The sequence below is a fragment of the Stenotrophomonas bentonitica genome (assembly GCF_002887735.1).
GTDB lineage: Bacteria > Pseudomonadota > Gammaproteobacteria > Xanthomonadales > Xanthomonadaceae > Stenotrophomonas > Stenotrophomonas bentonitica_A.
The window spans coordinates 305,236-331,035 of sequence record NZ_PKQP01000001.1; the positions used below are offsets into that span (position 1 = coordinate 305,236).

30 protein-coding genes and 2 tRNA genes are annotated in these 25,800 nt (G+C 66.8%); 16 read left to right on the top strand and 16 right to left on the bottom strand.

What is annotated here, in order from left to right; genetic code table 11:
* Window positions 1–136 precede the first annotated feature (136 nt).
* A complete protein-coding gene (locus tag C0R07_RS01355; protein WP_070470870.1) occupies window positions 137–526 on the top strand; it encodes a hypothetical protein in 390 nt (129 codons plus the stop codon).
* Here C0R07_RS01355 and C0R07_RS01360 read toward each other — a convergent pair.
* Complete coding sequence (locus C0R07_RS01360) at window positions 516–1,316, bottom strand: AraC family transcriptional regulator (protein WP_254427754.1); 801 nt, start codon at window positions 1,314–1,316, stop codon at window positions 516–518. The two genes, C0R07_RS01355 and C0R07_RS01360, sit on opposite strands and share 11 nt — an antisense overlap.
* A 100-nt stretch (window positions 1,317–1,416) precedes the next feature.
* Between C0R07_RS01360 and C0R07_RS01365 the strand changes: the two genes are divergently transcribed.
* The 9 genes from C0R07_RS01365 to dxs all read left to right on the top strand — a co-directional run bounded on the left by C0R07_RS01365 (window position 1,417) and on the right by dxs (window position 10,452).
* Window positions 1,417–2,598, top strand: a complete 1,182-nt coding sequence (locus C0R07_RS01365) for a YbfB/YjiJ family MFS transporter (protein ID WP_070470874.1) — start codon at window positions 1,417–1,419, stop codon at window positions 2,596–2,598.
* A 203-nt stretch (window positions 2,599–2,801) separates the two neighbouring features.
* Window positions 2,802–2,877 (top strand) — tRNA-Phe (locus tag C0R07_RS01370).
* Window positions 2,878–2,899: 22 nt separating this feature from the next.
* The gene (locus tag C0R07_RS01375; protein WP_146027575.1) at window positions 2,900–3,508 is read left to right on the top strand and encodes a long-chain fatty acid--CoA ligase; all 609 of its coding nucleotides are present in this window, start codon (window positions 2,900–2,902) and stop codon (window positions 3,506–3,508) included.
* Between the two features lie 127 nt (window positions 3,509–3,635).
* The gene (locus C0R07_RS01380; protein ID WP_019182791.1) at window positions 3,636–4,352 is read left to right on the top strand and encodes a hypothetical protein; all 717 of its coding nucleotides are present in this window, start codon (window positions 3,636–3,638) and stop codon (window positions 4,350–4,352) included.
* A 123-nt stretch (window positions 4,353–4,475) separates the two neighbouring features.
* Window positions 4,476–5,015, top strand: coding sequence for a lipocalin family protein (locus tag C0R07_RS01385; RefSeq protein ID WP_102788046.1), 540 nt, complete (start codon window positions 4,476–4,478; stop codon window positions 5,013–5,015).
* A gap of 174 nt (window positions 5,016–5,189) precedes the next feature.
* Window positions 5,190–5,675: an LEA type 2 family protein gene (locus tag C0R07_RS01390; protein WP_102788047.1), complete on the top strand. Its 486-nt coding sequence runs from the start codon at window positions 5,190–5,192 to the stop codon at window positions 5,673–5,675.
* Window positions 5,676–5,711: 36 nt separating this feature from the next.
* Window positions 5,712–7,505 carry an acyl-CoA dehydrogenase C-terminal domain-containing protein gene (locus C0R07_RS01395; RefSeq protein WP_102788048.1) on the top strand — a complete coding sequence of 598 codons (1,794 nt, stop codon included), beginning with the start codon at window positions 5,712–5,714 and terminating at the stop codon, window positions 7,503–7,505.
* Window positions 7,506–7,765: 260 nt separating this feature from the next.
* Window positions 7,766–8,425 carry an HNH endonuclease gene (locus tag C0R07_RS01400; protein ID WP_019182787.1) on the top strand — a complete coding sequence of 220 codons (660 nt, stop codon included), beginning with the start codon at window positions 7,766–7,768 and terminating at the stop codon, window positions 8,423–8,425.
* A gap of 116 nt (window positions 8,426–8,541) precedes the next feature.
* Window positions 8,542–10,452: a 1-deoxy-D-xylulose-5-phosphate synthase gene (dxs, locus tag C0R07_RS01405; RefSeq protein ID WP_102788049.1), complete on the top strand. Its 1,911-nt coding sequence runs from the start codon at window positions 8,542–8,544 to the stop codon at window positions 10,450–10,452.
* A gap of 116 nt (window positions 10,453–10,568) precedes the next feature.
* Here dxs and C0R07_RS01410 read toward each other — a convergent pair whose 3' ends face one another.
* From C0R07_RS01410 to C0R07_RS01420, 3 genes are all read right to left on the bottom strand, one after another.
* Window positions 10,569–11,126 carry a DUF3011 domain-containing protein gene (locus C0R07_RS01410; protein WP_046273229.1) on the bottom strand — a complete coding sequence of 186 codons (558 nt, stop codon included), beginning with the start codon at window positions 11,124–11,126 and terminating at the stop codon, window positions 10,569–10,571.
* Window positions 11,127–11,293: 167 nt separating this feature from the next.
* Entirely contained in the window at window positions 11,294–11,497 is a 204-nt protein-coding gene (locus C0R07_RS01415; RefSeq protein ID WP_019182784.1) for a hypothetical protein, read from the bottom strand.
* A gap of 118 nt (window positions 11,498–11,615) precedes the next feature.
* Window positions 11,616–12,656, bottom strand: coding sequence for a linear amide C-N hydrolase (locus C0R07_RS01420; protein ID WP_343125359.1), 1,041 nt, complete (start codon window positions 12,654–12,656; stop codon window positions 11,616–11,618).
* 282 nt (window positions 12,657–12,938) lie between these two features.
* Here C0R07_RS01420 and C0R07_RS01425 point away from each other — a divergent pair, with 282 nt between their 5' ends.
* Entirely contained in the window at window positions 12,939–13,205 is a 267-nt protein-coding gene (locus C0R07_RS01425; protein ID WP_174704337.1) for a peptidase, read from the top strand.
* A gap of 12 nt (window positions 13,206–13,217) precedes the next feature.
* Here the strand turns inward: C0R07_RS01425 and C0R07_RS01430 are convergent, their stop codons facing one another.
* From C0R07_RS01430 to C0R07_RS01440, 3 genes are all read right to left on the bottom strand, one after another.
* On the bottom strand, window positions 13,218–13,466 hold the full coding sequence (locus C0R07_RS01430; protein WP_102788051.1) for a hypothetical protein: 249 nt from the start codon (window positions 13,464–13,466) through the stop codon (window positions 13,218–13,220).
* A 69-nt stretch (window positions 13,467–13,535) separates the two neighbouring features.
* Entirely contained in the window at window positions 13,536–14,900 is a 1,365-nt protein-coding gene (locus C0R07_RS01435) for a sensor histidine kinase (RefSeq protein ID WP_102788052.1), read from the bottom strand.
* Complete coding sequence (locus C0R07_RS01440; RefSeq protein ID WP_019182779.1) at window positions 14,897–15,571, bottom strand: response regulator transcription factor; 675 nt, start codon at window positions 15,569–15,571, stop codon at window positions 14,897–14,899. The genes C0R07_RS01435 and C0R07_RS01440 overlap by 4 nt, the downstream gene beginning before the upstream one ends.
* Window positions 15,572–15,686: 115 nt before the next feature.
* Here C0R07_RS01440 and C0R07_RS01445 point away from each other — a divergent pair, with 115 nt between their 5' ends.
* From C0R07_RS01445 to C0R07_RS01460, 4 genes are all read left to right on the top strand, one after another.
* Entirely contained in the window at window positions 15,687–16,475 is a 789-nt protein-coding gene (locus C0R07_RS01445) for a MipA/OmpV family protein (protein ID WP_102788053.1), read from the top strand.
* A 2-nt stretch (window positions 16,476–16,477) separates the two neighbouring features.
* Complete coding sequence (locus tag C0R07_RS01450) at window positions 16,478–16,690, top strand: hypothetical protein (protein WP_046273230.1); 213 nt, start codon at window positions 16,478–16,480, stop codon at window positions 16,688–16,690.
* A gap of 38 nt (window positions 16,691–16,728) precedes the next feature.
* Window positions 16,729–17,145: a hypothetical protein gene (locus C0R07_RS01455; protein WP_070470891.1), complete on the top strand. Its 417-nt coding sequence runs from the start codon at window positions 16,729–16,731 to the stop codon at window positions 17,143–17,145.
* 135 nt (window positions 17,146–17,280) lie between these two features.
* Window positions 17,281–18,051 carry a transporter gene (locus C0R07_RS01460; RefSeq protein ID WP_102788054.1) on the top strand — a complete coding sequence of 257 codons (771 nt, stop codon included), beginning with the start codon at window positions 17,281–17,283 and terminating at the stop codon, window positions 18,049–18,051.
* Window positions 18,052–18,145: 94 nt separating this feature from the next.
* On the opposite strand, the gene C0R07_RS01465 is transcribed toward C0R07_RS01460, so the two are convergent.
* From C0R07_RS01465 to C0R07_RS01480, 4 genes are all read right to left on the bottom strand, one after another.
* Window positions 18,146–18,319 (bottom strand): DUF1328 family protein, encoded by a 174-nt coding sequence (locus tag C0R07_RS01465; protein WP_019182774.1) that lies wholly within the window; start codon window positions 18,317–18,319, stop codon window positions 18,146–18,148.
* A gap of 96 nt (window positions 18,320–18,415) precedes the next feature.
* Complete coding sequence (locus tag C0R07_RS01470) at window positions 18,416–18,871, bottom strand: GNAT family N-acetyltransferase (RefSeq protein ID WP_019182773.1); 456 nt, start codon at window positions 18,869–18,871, stop codon at window positions 18,416–18,418.
* 371 nt (window positions 18,872–19,242) lie between these two features.
* Entirely contained in the window at window positions 19,243–20,088 is an 846-nt protein-coding gene (gene panB, locus C0R07_RS01475) for a 3-methyl-2-oxobutanoate hydroxymethyltransferase (protein ID WP_070470895.1), read from the bottom strand.
* A gap of 30 nt (window positions 20,089–20,118) precedes the next feature.
* A complete protein-coding gene (locus C0R07_RS01480; RefSeq protein WP_019182770.1) occupies window positions 20,119–20,736 on the bottom strand; it encodes a LysE family translocator in 618 nt (205 codons plus the stop codon).
* Window positions 20,737–20,855: 119 nt separating this feature from the next.
* On the opposite strand from C0R07_RS01480, the gene C0R07_RS01485 reads away from it, so the two are divergent.
* Window positions 20,856–21,317 (top strand): Lrp/AsnC family transcriptional regulator, encoded by a 462-nt coding sequence (locus tag C0R07_RS01485; protein ID WP_070470897.1) that lies wholly within the window; start codon window positions 20,856–20,858, stop codon window positions 21,315–21,317.
* A 193-nt stretch (window positions 21,318–21,510) separates the two neighbouring features.
* Here the strand turns inward: C0R07_RS01485 and C0R07_RS01490 are convergent.
* From C0R07_RS01490 to C0R07_RS01510, 5 genes are all read right to left on the bottom strand, one after another.
* Window positions 21,511–21,587, bottom strand: a tRNA-Pro gene (locus C0R07_RS01490).
* Between the two features lie 67 nt (window positions 21,588–21,654).
* Window positions 21,655–22,011 carry a MerR family transcriptional regulator gene (locus C0R07_RS01495; RefSeq protein WP_019182707.1) on the bottom strand — a complete coding sequence of 119 codons (357 nt, stop codon included), beginning with the start codon at window positions 22,009–22,011 and terminating at the stop codon, window positions 21,655–21,657.
* Window positions 21,992–22,291, bottom strand: a complete 300-nt coding sequence (locus C0R07_RS01500) for an integration host factor subunit alpha (protein WP_005410432.1) — start codon at window positions 22,289–22,291, stop codon at window positions 21,992–21,994. Before C0R07_RS01500 ends, C0R07_RS01495 begins: the two co-directional genes overlap by 20 nt.
* Before the next feature lie 26 nt (window positions 22,292–22,317).
* Complete coding sequence (pheT, locus tag C0R07_RS01505) at window positions 22,318–24,699, bottom strand: phenylalanine--tRNA ligase subunit beta (RefSeq protein WP_102788055.1); 2,382 nt, start codon at window positions 24,697–24,699, stop codon at window positions 22,318–22,320.
* A 90-nt stretch (window positions 24,700–24,789) separates the two neighbouring features.
* Window positions 24,790–25,785 carry a phenylalanine--tRNA ligase subunit alpha gene (locus tag C0R07_RS01510; protein WP_019182705.1) on the bottom strand — a complete coding sequence of 332 codons (996 nt, stop codon included), beginning with the start codon at window positions 25,783–25,785 and terminating at the stop codon, window positions 24,790–24,792.
* Window positions 25,786–25,800: the final 15 nt, after the last annotated feature.

Consider the following 25,800-nt stretch of genomic DNA (forward strand, 5'->3'; position numbering starts at 1 on the left):
CGGTGCAGGACGATGCGGCTGTGCAATCGCCTTGTGCGACAGGGACCGATTGTCCCGATGGCGTCACAGCATTCCATCCGTACGCTGCACCGCGCATGCGTTGCCCGCGCCGCCGGCCAGGGCGCATGATCGCGTCATGAACGTTCCCGCTTCCCGCCGACGCCGCTACCTGCTGCCCGGGTTGATGTCCGCCACCACCGTGTTCGGCCTGGCATGCTGGGCGATCCTGGCGACCGAGCCCGGTTGCCTGGCCGCGCAAGGCCATTGGTCGTCCGGTGCAGGCAAGTGCCACACGCGCCTGTGCCTGCTGCAGGGCGACTGCGGCGAGATGGCTTCACCCATCGTGGCATGCAACAAGGTGCAGGTCGGCGACAGCCGTGGCCGCGTGTACTTCCACCTGGGCAATCCCCTGCCCGGTGCAGGGGCCGACGCGGAGTGGCCCGCAGGCAAAGCCGACAAGGGCATGATCCGCGCACGCTTCGAGGATGACCGCCTGGTCAGCCTGGCCTGCCCGGTCACGCCGTAGGGCGTGCGCGCCTCCATTGCAGCGGGCTCATGCCCATCTCGATCCGGAACATGTAGTTGAACGCCGACGCCGAGGCATAGCCCAGCTCGTGCGCGATTACCGTGGGCGAACGCCCCTGCGCCAGCCACTCAATGGCGCGCAGCAGGCGCAGCCGCAACCGCCACTCACGCAGGCGCATGCCGGTCTCGCGCTCAAAGTGGCGCGCCAGGGTACGCGGCGATGCACCCAGCAAGGGTGCCCAGTCATTCACGCTGCGGGTGTCGGCGGGTTGCTCGTACAGCGCCTGGCACCAGCGCTGCAGGCGCGCATCCTGCGGCCACGGCAGGTGCCGGGTGTGCTGCCGCTGGCGCGGCAACTGCGCAGTGATCAAGGTACACAAGGTGGCGTAGTAGGTGCGGTCGTGATCGGGCACGGTGCGATCGAGTTCAATGATCAGTTCGCGCAGCAGCGGTGACACATCGAGCACCACGCAATGCGTGGGCATACCCAGTTCCGGGCCATCGGCCACGTAAAGATTGCGGAACGCCGAGGTGTTCAACGCGCCCGTGTGATGGAGCGTGCCGGTCGGCACCCACAGCGCCTGCTGCGGGGTGATCACGTGACGTGCCTGCCCGGCGCTGGCCTGCAGCACACCCGTGCTGGCGTGGACCAGCTGGTTCCAGCCGTGCACGTGCGGCGGGAAGCGCTCGCCGGCCTCCAGTCGCTGGCTGCGCGCCACCACCGGCCAGGGTAGACGCCGCAGCGGCGGCACCGGAACTTCGCGCCAACCCGGCGCAGTAGGTTCAGCCATGGCCATGTGACGTCTCATCGACAGGATGGGTCATTCTATCGAAAGACGCGGTCACCTCCCCCCACCGACGATGGGCCCCTCCCCGCTCCCCTCCACACCCATGTCCCTCACGGTCCCGCATCCCCGCCACGCCTGGCAGGTCATCACGGCCGGCATCTGCGCGCTGGTACTCACGGTTGGCCTGGCGCGCTTTGCCTACACCCCGCTGCTGCCGGTGATGCGGCTCGACGCCGGGCTCACGGCCGCCGCCGGCGGCTGGCTGGCAACGTTCAACTATCTGGGCTACCTGGCCGGCACCGTGCTGGTCGCCCGGGTCGGCGACATGCAGCTGAAATTCCGCTTCTACCGCATCGGACTGGTCCTGGCAGTGGTATCCACCGGCCTGATGGGCACCACCACGGACATGGCCTTCTGGGGCGTGCTGCGCTTCGTGGCCGGCCTGTCCAGCACCGCCGGCCTGCTGCTCGCCTCCGGGCTGGTGCTCAACTGGCTGCTAGCCCATCAGCGCCGCCCACAGCTCGGCCTGCACTTCGCCGGCCTCGGGGTGGGGATCGCGGTCTCGGGCCTGGCGGCTGCGGCGATGGCCGATCAACTGGCGTCCTCCCGGCAGTGGATCGCCCTGGGCACCCTCGCGGTGGTGTTCCTGATCCCGGCCTGGGCATGGATGCCGCCGCCGGCAGCGATCTCCAGCACGACGGGTGCCAACGCTCCCCCGCCACCCGGGCGGCGCTGGCGCTGGCTGCTGATCGCCTCGTACTTCTGCGCGGGGGTCGGCTTCGTGGTCAGCGCGACCTTCATCGTCGCCATCCTGGTGCAGACCCCTGCCTTCGCCGGCCACGGCAGTTGGGTGTGGATGCTGGTCGGCCTCACCGCCATCCCCTCGACGTTTGCCTGGGACCGGCTGTCTAACCGGCTCGGCCTGATCCGTGCATTGATGCTCGCGTATGCGTTGCAGGCCACGTCCTTCGTATTGCCCTTGCTGGATGGCGGGCTGTGGGCCGGCGCGGCCAGCGCGGTGCTGTTCGGCCTGACCTTCGCCGGCATCGTCAGTCTGACCCTGACCGTGGTGGGTCGCCACTACCCGCACAATCCTGCCAAGGCGATGGCGACGTTGACGCTGAGTTACGGCGTCGCCCAGATCATCGCCCCCGCGATCGCCGGCACGCTGGCGCGCGACAGCGGCAGCTACCAGGGCGCATTGGTGCTGGCGGCGATCATGATGGTGATCGGCATCGTGCTGTTGTGGTGCATGCCCAACGACGCACGATCCACCCCGGGCTGATCAACTGCACCGGCGCAACGCATCCGCCTGAACCGACGTTCATGCGCTTCGGTGATGTGCTCGAGCCCGGTGGATCAAGCACTTGGATGTGGGCGGACAAGGGTTTGGAAACAAATGTGAAATTTTTTTCGCGAAACGCTTGCCGAACCCCTCATACCTCCGTATTATTCGCGTCCTCGCCAGCGGCAACGCAGCGATGAAGTGGCCGGGTAGCTCAGTTGGTAGAGCAGGGGATTGAAAATCCCCGTGTCGGCGGTTCGATTCCGTCCCCGGCCACCACAATTTCAGATGACCTGCAGAAATGCAGGTCATTTTTTTTGTCTGGCGTTCGACCAGGCCACATCGCGCATCGTTCAAGGAAGGGGGTCTGCACATGGTTCGTGCTCTGTTCGCCGCGCTGTTCGGCAAACGCCATGCTGTCTTCCACAGCACGCACCCGCTCGAGGCGACCGTGCTGCAGCTCAGGCAGTCGATCCAGCACGGCCCTCGCCTTTCTGCCGCGGGGATGCGCGGGAAGGTCTCCGCTCAACGGATCCGCCTGTGCTGGAAACGCCCCTTCGTCTCCAATTCGTTCAAGCCGTATTTCATCGGCCGGTGCATTGCCACCGAGCGCGGCGCGCGGCTGGAAGGTGCGTTCCAGATGCACCCCTTCATCCGCACCTTGGTGATCGGCATGTTCGTCAGCCTGCTCATCTTTCCGCTGGTGGCGGTGGTGAAGCACTGGCAGCTCACACACGAGCTCGCCCCCGCACTGTTCGCCAGTCTGGCGGTCGTGCCTGCCGCCTACCTCATCGCCGCCGCGGTGCTGGTGATCGTCAGGATCAGCCGCTGGGCCGCACGCGACGACGAAGCGATGATCGAGGCGGAGATCCATCGCGCATTGCAGAGCGGGCAAACCGACCAGGGATGATGTCCTGCGTGACGCAATGGCATGCCTTGCCGTTCATCGCCACGCGCTGGCATGCTCACCTGGCGGACAGTGTCGTCTGCGGCCACGCTTGTTCGCACCTCATGGCCGCGCACACAGGGAGAAGTGAATGTCGAACGGCATCGACGTGCTGCAGGCGCAGATCGCGCAGCTGAAACGCAGTCAACGAAGACTCACGCTGGGCTACGCGGGGTTCGGCGTCCTGGCCGTGGCGGCGTTGATGATGGGGGCGACGTCGCAGCGCAGCGCCAGCTTCGACGTCATCGATGCCCAGCGCATCAACATCAAGGAACCTGATGGGACGTTGCGACTGGCGATCTCCAATCGCACGCTCTTTCCCGGGGTGCTCATCCACAACAAAGAGCAACCGCATCCGCGCCCGATGGCAGGCATGCTGTTCTTCAACGATGAAGGCACGGAAAACGGCGGGCTGATCTACAACGGCTCGCTCGACAAGAACGGCAAACCCTCCAGCGGCATGAGCCTGACCTTTGATCGCTATCAGCAGGACCAGCAGATGCAGTTGCTGGGCGTGGACGAAGCAGGGACACACTCGGCAGGGCTGACCTTCAATGACGTTGCCGATGGCCTGGACCGTCCGTTCTTCTCCAAGCGGGACGAAGCACTTCATCGGAATGGCGTTCCTGCGATCACCGAGCGCGTGTTCCTTGGCAAATCTGATGCGCGCGATGCCATGCTGACCCTGCGCGATGGTCAAGGAAAGCCGCGGCTCGAGCTGGTGGTCACGCCCTCGGGAGACGCCAAGGTGCGCTTCCTGGACGAGAACGGCAACGCCACGCGGGAACTCTCCGCTGACAGTCGGTAGCGCGGGTGCCGCACGCTGCCACGCGCACCCCAGCGACGTGAGACGGCCACTGCATGACGGAATATTCACAATTTCCGTCCTGCCTGTGCCTAAGCTCGCTGCGTCTTGTGTGGAGTGTCGACAATGCGCAGCCGCTATCTGATCAGTGCCCTGCTCGCCCTCGCCGCCACCGGGTCGGCCTGGGCGGCCGCGCCGGTGACCTCGGTGGAGGCGCTGGACATGGACCGCTACGCCGGCCAGTGGCATGAGATCGCGCACCTGCCGGTATCGTTCCAGAAGAAGTGCGTCGGCGACATCACCGCCACCTACAGCCTGCGCGCCGATGGCCGGATCAGCGTGCACAACGCATGCCGCCAGGCCGATGGTGATCGCGTCGCCGCCGATGGCGTGGCACGGCCCGTCGAGGGTCACCCTGGCAGGCTGCAGGTGCGCTTCGTGCCGGACTGGCTCTCCTGGGTCCCGTTGGTCTGGGCCGACTACTGGGTGATCGCCCTGGATCCGGCCTACCAGTGGGCGGTGGTCGGCGAGCCGGACCGCAGATACCTGTGGATCCTCTCGCGTTCGCCGAGCATGGACACCGCCCTGTTCGAGCAGCTCAAGGCGCGTGCCGAGGCGATGGGCTATGACCTGGCCCCGTTGCGGGTGATGGCGCCGCTGGACTGACCTGGCACGCCGGCCACGCGCCGCGCCGCCACTCGGCCGTGTTCCCCCAGACTAAAAGCACGTGGCCCGGTCACCCCGGTGCCCTACCCTTGCCCCCTGCTGCCCCAGAGCAGCACGGACACCATACGCCGTAGTATGCTCATACCCATGCAGTATCCGCCCGAGGATTGCGCCATGTGCCACCGCTTCCGTTCCGCCCTGCCCATCGGCCTGATCGCCGTCGCCTGCCTGGCCCTTGCCGCCTGCAACAAGACGGTCAAACGCGTCTCCGAGCCGGCCGCCAGCGTGCAGGAATTGACGGTGCGTGCCGATGGCAGCTGGACGGTCGCGCTGCGCCTGCAGAACTTCAGCTCCATGCCCATGACCTTCGACAACGTGTCCCTGCAGCTCAAGGTGAGCGATCAGGACGCCGGTGCGCTGCAGCTGCAGCCGGCGCTGTCGATTGGTGGCGTGTCGGCCGATGTGGTCAACGTCGACCTCAAGCCGAGCTCGGGCGCGCGCCTGGTGATGGCCGACGCGCTGGCCGGCAACCGTACCCTGGCCTATTCGCTGAAGGGTTCGGTGAGCGCGACCCCACAGGAAAAGAAGCAACGCACCTTCGAGATTGACAGCCGCAGCACGCTCAACCAGGCCCCTGGCCTGCCCGGCGTCCTGCGCTGACCGGCCACCCTTCGCCACTGATCGAGACCGTCCCCGATGAGCAGCTACACCGCCCCGCTTTCCGATATCCGTTTCGCCCTGCATGACGTGCTCAAGGTCGAGCCGCTGTTCGCGCGCCTCGGCCTGACCGATGCCACCGCCGATGTGGTGGATGCCGTACTGGAAGAAGCCGGCCGTTTCAGTGCCAGCGTGCTGGCGCCGTTGAACAGCGTGGGCGATGAGATCGGCTGTGTACTGGACCAGAGCACCGGCGAGGTCACCACCCCGCCTGGCTTCAAGCAGGCGTACACGCAGTTTGTCGAGGGCGGCTGGACCGGCCTGACCGCTGCGCCGGAGCTGGGTGGCCAGGGTCTGCCGCACACGCTGGGCGTGCCGCTCAACGAAATGATCAATGCCGCCAACCTGGCATGGGGCAACTTCCCGCTGCTCTCCCATGGCGCCATCGAGGCGCTCAAGCAGCACGGTGAGGCGTGGCAGCAGGAGGCCTTCCTCAAGCCGCTGATCGAAGGCCGCTGGACCGGCACCATGTGCCTGACCGAACCGCATTGCGGCACCGACCTGGGCCTGCTCAAGACCAAGGCCGAACCCAACGCGGACGGCAGCTACGCGATCACCGGCACCAAGATCTTCATCACCGCCGGCGAGCACGACCTGACCGACAACATCGTCCACCTGGTGCTGGCCAAGCTGCCGGATGCACCGGCCGGCGCCAAGGGCATCTCGCTGTTCGTCACCCCGAAGTTCAAGGTGGACCGCGAGGGCAAGATCGGCGAGCGCAATGCGCTGCGCTGCGGCTCGATCGAGCACAAGATGGGCATCAAGGGTTCGGTCACCTGCGTGATGAATTTCGACGGCGCCGAAGGGTATCTGGTGGGCCAGCCGCACAAGGGCCTGCAGGCGATGTTCACCATGATGAACACCGCCCGCCTGGGCGTTGGCCTGCAGGGCATCGGCCTGTCCGAACGCGCCTACCAGAACGCCCTTAAGTACGCCCGCGAGCGCCTGCAGTCGCGTTCGCTGAGCGGCCCGAAAAACCCGGAAAAGCCGGCCGACCCGATCCTGGTCCACCCGGATGTGCGGCGCATGCTGCTGACCATCAAATCGCTGGTGGAAGGCAGCCGACTGTTGGCCCTGCACGCGGCCACCCTGATCGACGTCGCCCACCATGCGCAGGATGCCGGCGAACGCGAACGCGCCGACACCCTGGTGAGCTTCCTCACCCCGATCTCCAAGGCCTGCCAGACCGAATGGGGCATCGAGAACACCTACAACGCGCTGCAGTGCTTCGGTGGCCACGGCTATATCCGCGAGCACGGCATGGAGCAGCTGGCACGCGATGCCCGCATCACCACGCTGTATGAAGGCACCACCGGCATCCAGGCACTGGACCTGATCGGTCGCAAGACCGCCTCCAGCCAGGGCGCCGGCCTGAAACTGATGCTGGCCGAGATCGAGGCCTTCGCCAAGGCCAATGAAGGCAACCCGGCGCTGGCCGAGTTCATCACCCCGCTGCGCGCCAAGGCGGACGAATGGGGCAAGCTGACCCTGGCGACCCTGCAGCGCGCGGCCACCAACCCGGACGAACTGGGCGCGGCCAGCTTCGATTACCTGTTCTATTCGGGCTATGTGGTGCTGGCCTACTGGTGGGCACGCAGCGTCGCCGCCGCCGATGCCTCCGCGCAGAGCGCTGCGTTCAAGCAGGCCAAGCGCGAGACCGCCCGCTTCTACTTCGCCCGCGTGCTCCCGCGCACGCTCAGCCACGCCGCCGCGATCCAGGCCGGCGCCGAACCGCTGATGGCGATGACCGACGCGCATTTCGGCGAAGGTTGATCGGTCGCCAGACCACCGACGCCTGATCGTCGATAGGTGCCGACCGCCAGTCGGAGCACCGATACCTGATCGTCGGTAGGTGCCGACCGTTGGTCGGCGCCCCGATACACGTTCTGGAGAAAAGCCCCCTTGATGTTCAAGGGGGCGCGCCAACGGCGCGGGGATAAGGTGGAATGCCCGGGGCCGAATCGTTACCAAATGGGTAGGCACTTGCCGCCTATACCCAATTGGTAACGATTCGGGTATAAGCTGTTTTCCCGATGGAGACAGACACTACACGCTTGGGTCTGATCGATACCGGAGCCTCGTCCGCCCCGGTCGCCGAGGTATCGCCGATCGTTACGCTGCATCGGCCCGGCTCGGTACGGTTATTGGCCCTGGACGCCCACGGGCGCGTGCTCGACTGGATCAATTGGCAGGACGCGTCCTGCCTCTACGCACGCGGTGCGGTCGCCTGGACCCTCGGTGACCCCTGCCTGCACATCCGCGGCGGCATCTGCCGCACCACTGGCCTGCAGAGCGGGCTGGACCTGCACCCGATCATCGCCGCCCGCGGGCATGCCCGTTCCCGTGCGATCGACCCCACCCCGAATCTCTCCAATCCGGCCCTGTTCGCGCGCGATGCGCATCTGTGCCTGTACTGCGGGCAACAGTTCAACCGCCCGCAACTGACCCGCGACCACGTCATGCCGATCTCCAAGGGCGGCCTGGACGTGTGGGAGAACGTGGTCAGTGCGTGCTTCCACTGCAACTCGCGCAAGAGCAACCGGACCCCGCAGCAGGCCGGCATGCCGCTGCTGGCCGTGCCTTACCGGCCCAGCTGGATCGAACACATGATCCTCTCCAACCGCAACATCCTGGCCGACCAGATGGCGTTCCTGAAGGCGCAGCTGCCCAAGCGGTCCAAGCTCTGCGCGTGAGTGCGCTGCGACGTTCTGTCGCAGCTGCCGTCACCGTTTACTCACTGAAAAGGCGGTTTGCTTGCCCCACCCCCATTTGGGGGGGAAAATAGGCGCTCAGAAGAAGCGCGATAAACATGATCGACTCCGCCCGCTATCCCCGCCTTGCGCGCATCCAGTCACCGGATGACCTGCGCAGGTTCGATGAATCCGAACTGCCCGCGATCGCGGATGAACTGCGTGCCTACCTGATTGAGTCGGTGGGCAAGAGCGGCGGCCATTTCGGCGCCGGCCTGGGCGTGATCGAACTGACCGTCGCCCTGCACTACCTGTATCAGACGCCCGTCGATCAGCTGGTGTGGGATGTGGGTCATCAGACCTACCCGCACAAGATCCTGACCGGCCGCCGCGACGAAATCCACACCGTCAAGCAGAAGGACGGCGTCGCGCCGTTCCCCAAGCGCGAGGAAAGCGAGTACGACACCTTCGGCGTCGGCCATTCCTCGACCTCGATCTCCGCGGCGCTGGGCATGGCGATCGCACGCCAGGCCGAAGGCGATGACCGCAAGGTCGTGGCCGTGATCGGCGATGGCGCGATGACCGCCGGCATGGCTTACGAGGCGCTCAACCACGCCGGCGGCATGGAGCAGGAACCGAACCTGCTGGTGATCCTCAACGACAACAACATGTCGATCTCCGAGGCCGTCGGCGGGCTGACCAAGATGCTCGGCCGGGCCACCGGCAGCCGCACGCTCAATGCGCTGCGCGAAGGCGGCAAGAAGATCCTCGGCGACAAGAAGCACAACCCGACCGCGCGCTTCGTCAAACGCTGGGAAGAACACTGGAAGGGCATGTTCGTGCCGTCCACGTTCTTCGAGGAAATGGGCTTCCATTACACCGGGCCGATCGACGGCCACGACGTGCCGGCGCTGGTCGCCACGCTGAAAACGCTCAAGAGCCTGAAAGGCCTGAAGCTGCTGCACGTGATGACCACCAAGGGCAAGGGTTACGAGCGCGCCGAAGGTGACCAGATCGGTTACCACGCGGTTGGCCCGTTCGATCCGGACAAGGGCCTGGTCGCCAAGGGCGGGGCCAAGAAGCCGACCTATACCGACGTCTTCAGCGACTGGCTGTGCGATGCCGCCGCGGCCGAACCGAAGCTGATGGGCATCACCCCGGCGATGCGCGAGGGCTCTGGCCTGGTGCGCTTCAGCAAGGAATACCCGGACCGCTACTTCGATGTGGCCATCGCCGAACAGCACGCCGTGACCCTGGCGGCGGGCATGGCCACCCAGGGCGCCAAGCCGGTGGTGGCGATCTACTCGACCTTCCTGCAGCGCGCCTACGACCAGCTGGTCCACGACGTGGCCGTGCAGGAGCTGGATGTGCTGTTCGCGATCGACCGCGCCGGTGTGGTCGGCCCGGATGGCGCGACCCATGCCGGCAACCTGGACCTGAGCTTCCTGCGCTGCGTTCCGCACATGGTGGTCATGGCCCCCTCCGATGAGGCTGAGTGCCGCCAGATGCTGACCACCGGCCTGCGTCATGCCGGCCCGGCAGCGGTGCGCTACCCGCGCGGCAGCGGCACCGGTGTTGCGGCCGGCACCGACCTGTCCAAGCTGGAAATCGGCAAGGCCGAGCTGCGCCTGCCGGGCAGCCGCATCGCCCTGCTCGCCTTCGGCAGCACCGTGACCGCCGCCGAACAGGTGGGCCGCGAGCTGGGCCTGACCGTGGTCAACATGCGCTTCATCAAACCGCTGGACCGTGCCCTGCTGCTGGACCTTGCGCAGCGCCACGAAGGCTTCGTCACCATCGAAGACAACGTGGTCGCCGGCGGTGCCGGCTCCGGCGTGGCCGAGCTGCTCAATGCCGAGAACGTGCTCAAGCCGTTCCTGCACCTGGGCCTGCCGGACAGCTTCCAGCACCATGCCAGCCGCGAAGACCTGCTGGCCGAAGCCGGCATCGATGCCGCCGGCATCCGCCAGGCCGTGCTCAAGCGCTGGCCAATGCTGGTCAACAGCGGCCAGGCGCTCAGCGCAGCGGGCTGACCCACTGTAGGCCACCGTCGGGTGGGCTCGCCGCAGAAACACCGAGGCCGCGTCTGATCGACGCGGCCTCGTTCGTTTCAGCCTGCATCACGCACCCGGGCGCTGTGCAGCGGCCCTCAGTAAATCTGGAACTGTGCCCGGCAGCCGCCGTCCACCCAGACCCCGGTACGGTCCCAGCCCCAGGTGCGGCCTTCGATGCAGGCGTTGCGCGAGGTCTGGCGGATCAGCCGCGCCTCGCGGCGCACATTGGCCACGCAGCGCTGACGGCGATGGTCATTGGAATCGCAGGTCAGGATCTGGCCCCGGCCACTGTTGCCGCCGCCGTTGTGCCCCCAGCCACCGCCGCCATTCCAGCGGCCGCCGCGGCCACCTTCGGCGATGAACTCGGCCCGGCAACCCTGCGTCACCCATACGCCGTTGCGGGCCTGGCCCCAGGTCTGCCCTTCCACGCAGGGCGAGCCGGAGATCTGCCGCACCAGACGGGCACGGCCCGGCAAGGCGCATTGCTGCGTGCGGTTCTTGATCGACTCGCAACGCACCGGGCCGCCGCTGTAACCATCGTCGTAGTAGCGGTCGTAGTTCTGCGCCTGGGCGGCACCGGCCAGCGCCATCAGGGCCGGCACCACGGCCCAGCGCAATCGTCTGGCTGCCTGGGAAGGGCGGTTGTTGGACATGGGGGACCTCGATGCTGTGTGGGGAGGCGCACAGGATCGGTGATCGTCCGGCCGGGCGACATAGGCCAGAAGTCGCTGATTTCATGCCCTATTTAGGTACCCGACGCGAGGCTGACTGAGCCGACCGAAGCTGGTCACATCCGTTCTGGTGGCTGCTTCGCGGCCGCTCAGCCGTAGCGCACGGCGTCCACGTAGGTTTCCAGCACCTGCACCCGGACGGCGCTGCTGTTGCCGGTTTCGGCAAAATGCTCGCGCGCCAGGGCATCGGCGAAGTCAAAGGCGGTGGCACCGTTGCGGAATGCGATCGGTGCGGATTTGGCCGGATGCACGACGTGCCAGCGGCGTTCGATATGTTGCAGTTTGATCACCATGCGGATCGTTCCTTTGCGGCATGCCTGGGCGAGAAGCTCACGACGGGAGGGATCCATCCCTCAGCAGGAACGATAGAGCAGGCCGCAGCCTACGGGTATCGGATTAGTCTGATTTTGCTCAACTATCGGTACCAAGGAACCGGAAAGGTTCGGCCGGCTGGAATCGGGGCAGCGCGTCGCCGGCGAACACATTGCGCTGGTCCGGCCCCAGGTCGAGTTTCAGCACCGGCGCACCGCGCGAGAAATCGGCCTTGTTGAGATCCACCCAGAAGGTATTGGGTGTCATCGCCGATTCGAAGAAATACAGCTTGCGCTTGTGATCGGCGACAGTTCGCCAGCGGGTGGAAGAAATGTTCGGCTCCCCCGGCGTGGTGATTCCATAGGGCACGGACACATTGCGGATCACACTGAACACGCTCGCCAGCGCCACCACCGGATCTTCGCTTTTGGGAATGGCGTTGATGTAGAACTTCGCGCGTGCGAACCGATCGGCCGAGCGGTTGGTGCCGGGCAGCATCACGGTGCCACCAATCTCCTGCCAGTACGCGTTCAGCGCCAACTGCTGGTCGAACACGGGCGAGTTGGTCATCACCTGGTAAGCGCGATCGTGATGGATCACCTGCCTGCCGTTGATGTACTCGACGATGGCGCTGTCGCCGCTGGCGTCGGACAAGGACAGGTGCAGCGTGGCCAGTCGCGATTCGCCCGGCACCTTGTCGGTCACGATGGAAAACGGCTCGCGTTCCAGCGCGGCGACGGCCTCGGCAACGGTGGCGAAATTGTCGAGCGCGTACTGCGCCCACAACGAAATCGCCAACCCGGGTTTGCTGCCACGCTGCTGTGGGTACTCCGATTCGGCCAACCACAGCAGATTGGCTGACAGTCCCGCTTCGTTGAGGCCGTCGGTGGTGGAGATGTCGTAGCCGGTGGCGACGACGCTGCCGTAGCGCGACGTCCAGCGGATCGAGCGCGGACCGGCCTGGCCATCGCGGCTGATGCCTTTGGGCAACACCCATAGATTGGTGGCGACATCGCTTTTCCAATCCATCGAGCGGGCGGTGATCACGTCCTGGTTGTCGCCCAGGTACACCACGCGCGTGCAGGCATCGGCCTGGGCGCAGACACAGGTGAGTGCCGCAGCAAGCGTAATGTGACGCATCGAAAACAGCAGTTTCATGGCGTGCCTCCTGGCCGTGGCGCTGACAAGCTGGCGTCGAACCTGATACAGGCGATACCCACGCAGACTCGTCGCAAGCATCCTGCTTCAACGCATCATCGCTTCCACGGCGCTGGTCATGCACTACAACGCAGCATCGGCGGAACCGTTCCGCGTCATATCAGCCCACGCCAAGTGATGGAGGAGTGAACCCGGCATCCTGCACGTGGCATCGACGGACCCAGCGCGAGACTGCCCGCGACCTCAAGCGCCCATGGAGGGTCCATGTCCATTCGAGCCGCCCTGCTTCCCCTGCTCGCCGCCCTCACCGCCTGCGCCCATCCTGCACCGCCCCCCTCACCCACTGCGGGCGTACCGGGCGCAGACCGCGATGCGCACGGGTGCATCGGCTCGGCAGGCTACCGCTGGTGCGAACGCACACAGCAGTGCGAACGTCCTTGGGAGCTGGCGAAGGCCAAGGGGCTGGAGAATACCGCCGAGGTCATCACCGCCTACTGCGCTGAGCCGCCGGCCGGGCCGGCGAAACGCTGATCCCACACGGGATCAGCCGTCCTTGTTCTTGCCGCCGAAATCGAGCGGCTTGCTGTCGCCGCCGCCTCCGTCATTGAACCGGATGTTCAACTCATTGCAGCGGCTTTCCCGGCGGGCGACCTGCGCCGGCAGGTCCTTCACCTGCGGCGAATCCTCGCACTGCGGGCGCGAGGCGACATCGTCATAGGTGGCGCACCCGGACAGGCCAGACAGGGCCAGGCCGGACGTCACCATCACACCGAACAGCGAATGTACGCGCATCGAACCGGCACCTGAAAGGGGGACCTGTCCGTTGTCCCACGACGCCTCTGCCCGATCACCTGCCATTGGTCATGCCGGGGCCGCTGCCAGCACCGGCCGCGGATCCACCGGCAGCACCACCAGGAACCGCGCGCCACCACCGGGGGCGCTGTCCACGGCGATGGTGCCGGCATGCCGCAGCACGATCTCACGCGCGAGATGCAGGCCCAGCCCACTGCCGCTGCCGCTGGGCCGCAACCGATGGAACGGCTCGAACACGGACAGCCGCTCGGCCTCGGGCACACCAGGGCCTTCATCGCTGACCGACAGGCTGCCGTCATCGTGCAGCGCCACCGCGATCATGCCGCGGCCACCGCCGTGGGCGATGGCGTTCTGCAGGAGGCTGGCGATGACACGGTGCAGTGCATGTGGATCGCCGCGGACCCAGATCGGCTGGTCGGGGGCGTCCACCGAGAAGCCGTAACCGGCATCCACGACCAGCGGCGCCACGTCGGCGGCAACCTCACGGGTCAGTGCGGAGAGGTCGATGCGCTGCGACTGGCTGCCGTGGCGGTCCAGCCGCTGCAGATCCAGCAGCTGCTCGGCGATGTTGCTCAGGCGGCTCAGGTCCAGCTGCAGGCGCGAGCGTGCCTCGCCGGGCGGGAGATCGGCCAGCCGCGTGGCCAGAATCGCGATCGGCATGCGCAGCTCATGCGCTGCGCCGGCGAGGAAGCGGTCCTGGGCGTCGTAGCTTTCACCGATGCGGCGCACGGCCGCGTTGAACGCATCCACCAGCGGGTAGATCTCCAGCGGTACCGCGCGCGTATCCAGGCCGCTGCCACGCTCGTTGACCTGGATCGCGGCCGCCTGCGCTGCCACGCGGTTGACCCCGCGCAGCGCGCGGTGGATCACCCACGGCGCCACCACCAGCGTGATCACCAGCACCGGTAATGCGATCCAGCCCCCCAGATAGCGGAAGATCAACAGCAGCTGCCGCACGATGCTGCGTTCGGGAATGCCGCCCACCGCCACGTGCAATCGCCCTTCGGGCCGATCCACGACCACCACGCGCACGGCAAGCGCATCGGCATTGATGCGGGTGCGGATATCGGTCTGCTCGATGTGATCCAGCCGCGCGACCAACGGGCGGTACTGCACGGGCACCTCGCCATGCACCAGCCGCCGGCCGCGTTCGTCGGCGGCGGCGAACCAGAACGTGGCCGGCGGGCGCGGCACGGCCAGGGCGACCTTCGGTGGATCCGCCTCCAGCCCCTGGGCGCCAACGGAGATCGCCGATGCGATCTGGTCACTGGTCTTCCAGTCGATGTAGGCCGAGCGACGGTCGCCGTAGGTCAGCACCATCGCACTCAACGCCAGCGCGATGGTCGCCGCCTGGATCAGGCACACCTTCCAGACCAGGTTGAAGGCCAGGGAATCGGGTTTGAGCAGTCTCACGGCGTGTCCTTGAGCAGGTATCCGATGCCGCGCATGACATGGATCTCCACGCCGGCATCGGCTTCCAGCAGCGCCTTGCGCAGCTTGGAGACATGCGCATCCAGCGCGTTGGACTGGATGGCATCGTCAAAACCGTACACGGCCTCCAGCAACGAAGCGCGGCCCACCGTGCGCCCCTGACGCAGCGCCAGCGCTTCGAGCACCAGCAGCTGCCGCCGCGGCAATGCCAGCAGCACATCGCAAACGCGTGCCTCGCGCGCCACGAAATCGAACTGCAGCCGGCCCAGTGACAACACCGGCAGGGTGATCTGCGAGGGGCGCCGGGAGATCGCGCGGATCCGTGCGAGCAGTTCTTCCACGGCGAAGGGCTTGGTCAGGTAATCATCGGCACCGACATCCAGCCCGGTGACCCGGTCGGCCACCGAAGCGCGCGCGGTCAGCATGATCACCGGCAGGTTCGGCACCCGCTCACGGGCGACCTGGACGAAACTGGCGCCATCGCCATCGGGGAGCTGGCGGTCCAGCAGGAGGATCTGGTGTACGCCGGCCTTGAGCGCTTCATCGGCCTGGGCCATCGAGCCGACCACGTCGACCACCATGCCATGGCGCGCCAGGCTGACCTGGATCGCGCTGGCCATTTCCGGATCATCTTCCAGGAGAAGAAGGCGCATGGGAGCGGTGCCTGCGGGGTACGAAGGAGGCGATGGTACCGCGCACGCCGACGTAACGTTCCGACAATGTAGGGCGCCCACCATGAGGCTCCGGTTGTTCCCCTTCGGCAGGTCCATGCACGTCCGTTTCCGCTTTTCGCGTCCTTCTTCCGCTCTGCTTGGCCTGGCCCTGGGCACTGCGTTGACCGCCACCGGCGCCCAGGCCGCCGATGCCCCCGAAGCGGGCAGGAAAGGAAGCGTCGGCATCGCCGTTGTCGCCCTCAAGGCCCCGTACGCCGGCTATGACACCGATCGTCTGGCCGCCCCGATCGTCAGCTGGGAAGGCCGCTCGTTCTTCTTCCGCGGTGGCAGCGTGGGCTATCGCCTCCACCAGACCGCGCAGTCCGAACTGGCACTCACCGCCTCGCCGTACGTGATGCGCTTCAAACGCCGCGACAGTCATGACCCGCAGCTGCGCCAGCTGGACAACCGCAGCCTGTCCGGGATGCTGGGCGTGTCCTGGCGCCACCAGGCCGACTGGGGCGTGCTGCAGGCCAACGCGCAGGCCGAAGTGACCGGGCACGGGGGTGGCTTCTCGGCCGATGCCCGATACGCCTACCCGGTTCCCGCTGGCCGCGTGACCTTCATGCCTGCGGTGGGGGTGACCTACACCAGCGCCGATCTCAACGACTACTACTTCGGCGTGAGCCAACGCGAAGCGGTCCGTAGTGGCCTGGCGCATTACTCGGCCGGCAGCGGCGTGTCGCCATACATGGACATCGCCGCGGTGATGCCGCTGGGCCCGCGCTGGACCGCGACCGCATCGATCCGTCGCACGTCGCTGGCCGATGCCGTGCGCGACAGCCCGATGACCCGTGGCGATCACATGGACACCGCCGCCCTCTCCCTCAGTTACGGATTCTGATCATGCGTCAGGGAATCGTACGTCGTGTCGCGGATCTGGCCTTGCAGATCGAACCGGACCGCGCCGCCGTTCTTGAATGGATTCTGCATTCCCCCCTGCCCGCGCTCGACGGGCAGACCACGTTCGAGCTGGCCTGCCAAGGCCAGGGCGAACGCGTCGTCGCGCTGCTGGACACGCTGCTGCGGCAGGGCGGTCCGGCGCTGCCACGCGGCTGAACCCACGTTTTTCCCCCACCGGTGTCCTGGAGGCGCGAATGCACAACGCAACCGATACCCTGCTGCTGCGAGCAGCCAATGACGACCTGGCCGCGCATGCGATCGTGGCCAATCTCCACCGCGCGATCCAGCAGCGCATGGACCGTGACAGTCAGGCCCATGGCCGGTTCTCGCGTGCCTACATCGCCGAGCTGTTCGATATCGGGCGCACCATCAGTGCGCAGTGCCGGCCGCACCACGTCGACAGCGACTGGATCACCGCACGGCGTGCGTGGCTCGATGCGGTCCTGCGCGAACATCCGCTGGACCGTGGTGATGCGCAACTGACCGCCGCGCGGCATGCCGCCGATGGCTTCCTGCTCCGCGCCTGTGTGCTCGGCTGTGACGCCACGCCGGACGCGGCGACCGACCGCGTGCGTGATGCCCTCATCGCCATGACCCGGCCAGCACGCTGAGCGACATCGCACACCGCCCTGCGGGCGGGTGCCGCCGACACCTGCACATGACCGCCGAAATCACCGTGGTACATTCCGGCCAAGGGGCAGGCTGACTGCGCCTGATGCCGGTATCGGCCGGCCTGGAGCGTGCGCATGCGGTGTTCGGCCCTGCTGGTTTCTCTGCTGTTCTCCGGTGCGGTGCACGCGCAGCAGGACGCGCCGCCGGACCTGGCCTTCGATCGCCCCGGCATCGGCTTTGCCGCCTCGACCCTGCCCCTCGGTGGCGTCGCGCTCGAGGCGGGGCTGCCCGCTTTCAGCCGAGACCGCGACGACGGGGGGGTGCTGAGCACGCAGTACAGTGCCGACATCAACCTCCGTATCGGGTTGGCCAGCCATGTGGAACTGCAGGCCTTCACCTCGCCCTGGAACCATCTGCGCGTGGCACCGCGCAATGCCCCCGCCGAGCGCAGCAGCGGTGCCGGTGATGTGGGCGTCGGCCTGAAGTTCGCCCTGCCCCTGCCCTCGGACACGCACGCCGTGGCGCTGTTGGCCAGTACCACCTTCGCCACCGGCTCGCGCGACTTCAGCGAAGGCGCCACGCAGTACGCGCTGGGTGCGAGCTACGAGTACGCGTTCAACGATCACTGGACCGGCGCGCTGTACGCCAATGTCACCCGCGGTGGCAGCGAGGACAGCGTGACCTGGGCACCCAGCCTGAGCTTTGCCGCCACCGATACCATCAGCACCTATCTGGAGGCGGGCTTCACCGATAGCGACGGTGAGCCTTCGACCGGAATAGCGGGGGCTGGCATCACCTGGATGGTGACCCCGACAGTCCAGCTGGATGCCTCGTTCGACGTGGGCCTGGATGAGGACAGCCCGGACACGCAGGCCGGGCTGGGGGTATCGGTGTATTTCCAGTGAGCTGCGTGCGCTGGAACGAGAGCCACCAATGAAAAGGCCTGCGCGAAATCGCGCAGGCCTTCGTTCCTGACCGTTGGCGCAGGCGCGCGCCCGGTCAGGTCACCTTCTTGGCGATGGTCATGCCCAGTACGAACAGCACGACGGCGATGATGATGCCCGCCCAGAACAGGAACTTGGCAATGCCGATGGCGGCGCCACCGATGCCCGCAAAACCGAGGGCGCCGGCGATCAGGCCGATGACAGCAAAAATGATGGCCCACTTGATCATGATGATCCTTTCCCCGAATCGGGTTGAATGACAGGACTCCACCGTAGCCACTGGGCTGTCTCACCTTCGTGAACGCGTCGGCTGAACGGTGTGAAGTCAGGGGCGGGCCATGAGCTGCATGTTCATCGGCTGATACCTCAGGCCGGAGGATTCGGCCGCCTCGCCTGCGCACGCAAAGCCATAGCGCTCATACGCCGGCACCGACGACAGCGAAGCGCTGACACTCAGCACATCCACGCGTGCGTGATCGATCATGGCGGCCATCAGCGCCTTGCCTATGCCCTGCTGCTGAGCGGCAGGGTCCACGAACAACATCGCCACGTGGCGGCCCTCCTTGAGCTCCGCCACACCGACGATACGGTCCTGCTGTTCGAACACCAGCATGAGGTTGTCGTGCGACATCCGCGTACGGAATCCTTCCACCGAAGCGATGCGGGAAAACGTCTCGATACCAACTGGGGTCAGTGAATCGGCCACCGATCCCATGAAGGCCGCCATACAGATGCGGCTGGCCTGTTCCAGATCCGCCGCTACCAAGGTGCGCACCGCCATCTTTTTCTCTTTCCTCGTCCAGGGGTTGAGCAGTCACTCTACCCCGATGGCCCCTACCCGCCCATTCTTCGTCGCATGCGGGGGCAGGCCAGGGATCCTCACCCGGCACATCGGGCAGTGGCGAGCGCTCGGCAGTACTGCTGCCCCGGGCACGGACGAACCCGCCGCGTGCGGGCACCGGCAGCACCCAGGACACCGAGCGCCACGCGCCCTGCCCGGTCCAATCGCCAGCCCCGAACACCCGCGTGTGCATGCTCAGCCCCTGCGCATCGCCCTGCGCGCCCACGATCAGCTCCAGATGATCCAGCACCGGATGCTGACCGGCGGCATTGGGCGGGGTGGGCACGCGCCTCAGGCGATACGCCTGTCGATCAGAACGTGTGTTCCGGGCCGGGGAACGTGCCTGCCCCCACCTCAGCCGCGAACTCACGTGCCGCCTTCTGCAGCAGCCCGTGCATGTCCGCGTACTGCTTCACGAAGCGCGGCAGCTTGCCGGTGCGCAGCCCGGCCATGTCCTGCCAGACCAGCACCTGTGCATCGCAGTCGCTGCCCGCCCCGATGCCGACGGTGGGGATCTTCAGCGCCGCGGTGATCTGGGCGGCAACCGCGCCGGGCACCATCTCCATCAGCACGGCGAACGCACCTGCCGCCTCCAGCGCACGCGCTTCCTCGATCAGGCGCGCGCCATCGTCGCCCCGCCCCTGCACGCGGAAGCCACCCAGCTGATGCTCCGACTGCGGCGTGAAGCCAATGTGCGCCATCACCGGAATGCCACAGCTGACCAGTTTGCGTACCTGCGGCACCATCTCGATGCCGCCCTCCAGCTTGACCGCATGCGCCCCGCCTTCCTTCATGAAACGCACGGCGGTATGGAAGCACTGCTCCGGCGAGGCCTGGTAGGAACCGAATGGCAGATCGGCGATCACCAGCGGCCGGCGCGTGCAGCGGCTCACCGCGCGCAACAGCGGCATCAGCTCATCGACCGTGACCGGCAGCAGCGAGTCGTTGCCGAACACGTTGTTGGACGCCGAATCGCCGATCAGCAACACCGGAATGCCGGCGTCTTCGAAGATCGCCGCGGTATACATGTCGTAGGCGGTGAGCATCGCCCACTTCTCGCCGCGCTCCTTCATCTGCTGCAGATGCGGGATACGCACGCGCGGGGCCGGGACCGGGGCACTGCCCGGCGTCGCGTAGGGATGGAGCTGTTCGGTCATGCCAAGGATCCTCGTGGGGACAACGTGGGGTCAGAGTGTGCCGGTTCCGCTCAGCAAGAGCACCGCGATCAGGATCATCGCGGCGCCCGAGATGCGGCCGACCACGCGTGATGCACGGGGGCGGGTGCGCAGCACGGCACCGGCGCCATACCCGACGGCCAGATAGACCGCCGCGCAGCTGACCAGATGCACCATGCCCAGCGCGAGGATCTGCACAGGCATCGCCCATGCCGCGCTGGCGGAAATGAACTGGGGCAGCAGCGCCAGGAACAGCAACAGCACCTTGGGATTGAGCCCGCTCACGCAGGCGCCCTTGACCGCCCAGTGGCGCCAGCCCGCCACGGCCTGCCCCGCTTCGGCGGCGGCGACCGGCGGATGGCGCAGCAGTCCGATGCCCAGCCACAGCAGATACAGCGCGCCAAGGACGGTCAGTACGTGCAGCGCGACCGGTGCCTGGGCGAACAGCGCGCCGACGCCCGCAGCGACCAGCCCGATCGCCAGCAGGTGACCGGACAACAACCCGGCCACCGCCGGCACTACCGCGCGCCCGCGCAGGCCGGCAGCGATCGCGTGCGCCCAATCCGCGCCGGGGGTGAGCACGAAGAGGATCGAGACCGCCCAGAAGGCGGCAATGACGCTGGGTTGCATGGGGTCCAAAGGGCGGTCTTGCCGCGATCCGTGTGCCAGACAGAAGAATATTCCCGCTCCTTTGGAATGTGCTTCCAAATACTTGCCCGGCACGGCCACTCAGGAGGAAACTCTTGCGCATGGACATCACCGACCAGCGGATTCTTGCCGAGCTGCAGAAAGACGGCCGCCTCACCGTGACCGAACTGGCCGAGCGCATCGGCCTGAGCGTCTCGCCCTGCCACCGTCGCGTGCGGGCGCTGGAACAGTCCGGCGCGATCCGGGGCTACCGCGCCGAGCTCGATCCCGCCGCGCTGGGCCTGAAGTTCTCGGCGCTGGTGTTCATCACCCTGCGCGACGGCGACCGCCACGCCGTGGACGCTTTCGAGCAGGCTGTCGCCGAGGTGCCCCAGGTCCTGCAGGCGCAGCGCCTGTTCGGCGATCCGGACTATCTGCTGCACGTCATCACCCGCGACCTGGCCGCGTTCCGGCAGCTTTACGACGAACACCTTTCCGCCCTGCCCGGCGTGCAGCGGCTGACCTCGACCCTGGTGATGAAGGATGTGGTGATCGACCGGCCGTTGCCGTTGCACGGGCGTTGAGGCAACGGCGTCATGCCTTCCGACCGCGGCCTGCATCCAACGATGAATGATATGACGACGTGGCGGCGGTGGATGAGGTGATCTTGCGGTCCGGGTACATTCGCTGAGCCGTGAGCACCGCCGCGGGTAAGCAGCCCACAAAGAAAAAAGGCCTGCGCATCGCTGCACAAGCCTTTGATCGAATCACCAACATTGGTCGGGACGGCCGGATTTGAACCGACGACCCTCTGCCCCCCAGGCAGATGCGCTACCAGGCTGCGCTACGCCCCGATGATGCTGGCAATGTCCCCGCCTCTCAGCGGGCCGACGAGTATAACGGGTTTGCGTGAAAAATGGTTCAGCGGCGCAGCAATTGAAGCACTTCTTCCAGTTCCATCCGCGTCTGCTTGATGATCTGGTTGCTCAGCGCCGATTCCTCGCGCGCATCGGCGCCTTCCAGGCGCAGGCGCGCGCCGCCAATCGTGTAGCCCTGCTCGTAGAGCAGGCCGCGGATCTGGCGGACCATCAGCACGTCGTGGCGCTGGTAGTAGCGGCGGTTGCCGCGGCGCTTGGCCGGCTCGAGGCTGGGGAACTCGGTTTCCCAGTAACGCAGCACGTGCGGCTTGACGTCGCACAGCTCACTGACTTCACCGATGGTGAAGTAGCGCTTGGCCGGTATCGGCGGAAGTTCTCGGTTACTGCCCGGATCCAGCATATGCCTCTACCCTTTCCTTGAGCTTCTGGCCCGGACGGAAGGTGACCACCGTACGGGCGGAAATCGGAATTTCCTCACCGGTCTTGGGGTTGCGACCCGGGCGCTGGTTCTTGCGCCGCAGGTCGAAATTCCCGAAGCCGGACAGCTTCACCTGACGTCCCTGTTCCAATGCTTCACGCAGCACATCGAAGAACGCGTCGACAAATTCCTTGGCTTCGCGCTTGTTCAGACCGACTTCGTCGAACAGCTTCTCGGCCATCTCCGCCTTGGTCAATGCCATTGCCTGCTATCCCCCATGCTTCCCGCTCAACCGCGGATCCGGGCGTGATGTTCACGCTCCATGGCAGAGACCGCCTCGGCCACCACCGCATCCACGTCGCGGTCCGTCAGAGTGCGCGACTTGTCCTGCAAAATCAAGCCCATAGCGAGACTCTTGAACCCCGGCTCGACCCCCTGGCCGACGTACCGGTCGAACAGGGTGACCTCCCGCAGCAGCGGGCCGACGGCGCGGCGCAGGGTCGCTTCCAGGTCGGCCCAGGCCGCGGCCTCGGGCACCAGGAAGGCCAGATCGCGGCGCATCGACGGGAACCGCGACTGCTCGCTCGCCCGCGGCAGCGCGCGGGTGGCCAGCGGGGCCAGGTCCAGCTCGAAAGCGAATACGTCCACGTCGATATCCATGGCCTTGGCCAGGCGCGGGTGGATCTGGCCGATCCAGCCCAGGCTGACGCCGTCACGGTAGACCTCGGCCGAACGTGCCGGGTGGCCATACGGACGCTGCGACGGCTTGAACTCCAGTTCGGCGCCACTGGCGACCGCCAGCGATTCCAGGTCGCCCTTGAGATCGTGGAAGTCGACCTTGCGGGTCGGCAGGCCCCATTGCTGGGTGTCGGCATCGCCACAGATCGCAGCGGCCACGCGCTGGGTCTCCAGCGGGGCGGGCTGGCCCTCGCCGGCCTGCTGATGGAATACGCGGCCCAGTTCGAACAGGCGCACGCGGCCCAGCTGGCGCGCGGCGTTGCGGCCGAGGGTCGCGACCAGGCCCGGCAGCAGCGACGGGCGCATCACCGCCAGTTCGGCGGAAAGCGGGTTGGCCAGCGCGACCAGACCCTCGCTCTGCTGCCACTGCGCGAGCAGCGCGGCATCGACGAAGGCGTAATTGATGGTTTCCTGCAGGTCACGGGCCACCAGCTGGCGGCGCACGCTAAGGTCGTCCAGGCGGGTCTCGGTCGGCATGGCGATGCGCGAGGCACCGCCCGGCAGCGTGGTCGGGATCTGCTCATAGCCGTGGATACGGGCCAGCTCTTCGATCAGATCTTCTTCGATGGCGATATCGAAACGGCGGCTCGGCGCGGTGACCTGCCAGCCATCGGCGGTCGCGGTCACGTCCATGCCCAGCGCGCGCAGGATGCGCTCCACATCGGCATCGGCGATCTGGATACCCAACACGCGCGCGATACGGGCGCGGCGCAGGCCGATGGTGGCGGTCGCCGGCAGGTCGGCGTCGCGCACGGCCTCGGTGACCGGCGCAGGCGTGCCGCCGGCCAGGTCCAGGATCAGGCGGGTGGCGTACTCGATCGCCGCGCGCGGCAGCACCGGGTCGACACCGCGCTCGAAGCGGTGGCCGGCATCGGTGTGCAGGCCCAGCTTGCGGCCACGGCCCATGATCGCGGCGGGCGCGAAGTGCGCGGCCTCCAGGAACACGTTGGTGGTGTCGTCGGTGACGCGCGTATCGAAGCCGCCCATCAGGCCGGCCAGCGCGATCGGGCGGTCGGCATCGGTGACCAGCAGGAAGCTGTCGTCCAGCGCGGCGTCGCGACCATCGAGCAGCTTCAGGGTCTCACCCGCACGCGAACGACGCACGCCGATGCTGCCCTGCAGGGTGCCCAGATCGAAGGCATGCATCGGCTGGCCGAGCTCGAGCATCACGTACTGGGTGACGTCCACCAGCAGCGAGACCGGGCGCACGCCACTGCGGCGCAGGCGCTCGGCCATCCACAACGGGGTGGCGGCGCGGGCGTTGACGCCCTCGATCACGCGGCCCACGTAACGCGGAGCCTCGGCGCCGGCGTCCAGCTGGATCGTCAGCTCACGCGTGCCCACGGCGGCCACCGGCGCAGCGTCGAACGGCACCACTTCACTGGCGCATGCGGCGGCCACGTCGAAGGCGATGCCGCGAATGCTGAAGCAGTCGGCGCGGTTCGGGGTCAGCTTGATCTCGATGCTGGCGTCCGGCAGGCCGAGGTACTCGACCAGGGTCTGGCCGACGGGCGCATCGTCGGGCAGTTCGAACAGGCCGGACGCATCGGTGTCCAGGCCCAGCTCCTTGGCCGAGCACAGCATGCCGTTGGATTCCACGCCGCGCAGCTTGGCCGGCTTGATCTTCAGATCGCCGATCTGCGCGCCCACCATTGCCAGCGGTGCGACCAGGCCCGGGCGCGCGTTCGGCGCACCGCATACGATCTGCAGGTGCTCGCCCTGCCCCGCATCGACCTGGCAGATCTGCAGGCGGTCGGCTTCGGGATGGCGTTCGGCGGAAATGATCTTCGCCACGACCACATGCTGCAGGCCATCGCCCAGCGCATCGACCTCTTCCACTTCCAGACCGATCGCGGTCAGCACCGCGCTGAGTTCATCGCGCGAGACGGTGGTCGGGACGTGGCTGCGCAGCCAGTTTTCAGAGAATTTCATGGTGTCACCCTGGTGGACCCGGCGCAGGCGCCTGGGCCGTGATGAATGGTGGTGCGACGTAGCGCCGGGGGCTGCCCGGCGGTTCCGCTGTTACGCGAACTGCTTCAGGAACCGCACGTCGTTTTCGAAGAACGCGCGCAGGTCGTTGACGCCGTAACGCAGCATCGCAAAGCGCTCCACGCCCAGGCCGAAGGCGAAGCCGGTGTAGCGCTCCGGATCGATGCCGACGCTGCGCAGCACGTTCGGGTGGACCATGCCGCAGCCGAGCACTTCCAGCCAGCGGGTGCTGCCGTCAGGCTGCTGCCAGGCGATGTCCACTTCCGCGCCGGGTTCCACGAAGGGGAAGTAGCTGGGACGGAAACGCATCTCGAAATCGCGCTCGAAGAACGCGCGCACGAACTCGGACAGCGTGCCCTTCAGATCGGCGAACGTGGAGTGCTCGTCGACCAGCAGGCCTTCGACCTGGTGGAACATCGGCGAATGGGTCTGGTCGCTGTCGCTGCGGTACACCTTGCCGGCCGCGATCATGCGCAGCGGCGGAGCGTGCTCGCCCATGTAGCGCACCTGCACACCGGAGGTATGCGTGCGCAGCAGGCGGCCATCGCCGAAATAGAAAGTGTCGTGCATCGCGCGCGCCGGGTGGTGCGGCGGGAAGTTCAGCGCTTCGAAGTTGTGCCAGTCATCTTCGATTTCCGGGCCTTCGGAGAGCTCGTAACCCAGGCGGCCGAAGATCTCGGTGATGCGCTCCAGGGTACGGGTCACCGGGTGCAGGCCACCGCGCTCTTCGCGACGGCCCGGCAGGGTGATGTCGATCGCTTCGGCGGCCAGGCGCGCGTCCAGCGCAGCGTCTTCCAGCACGGTCTTGCGATCACCCAGCGCGCTGGTCAGCGCGTCACGGGCACGGTTGATGGCTTCGCCGGCGGCTTTGCGCTCATCGGCCGGCAGGCCACCGAGCTGCTTGAGCTGGGCGGTGATGCTGCCATTCTTGCCCAGCAGGGCCACACGCAGGGCTTCCAGCGCGTCGGGGCTCTGGGCAGCGGCCACGTCGGCCAGTGCCTGCGTGGTCAGGGATTGGATGTCACTCATGGATAGCCGGAGCCT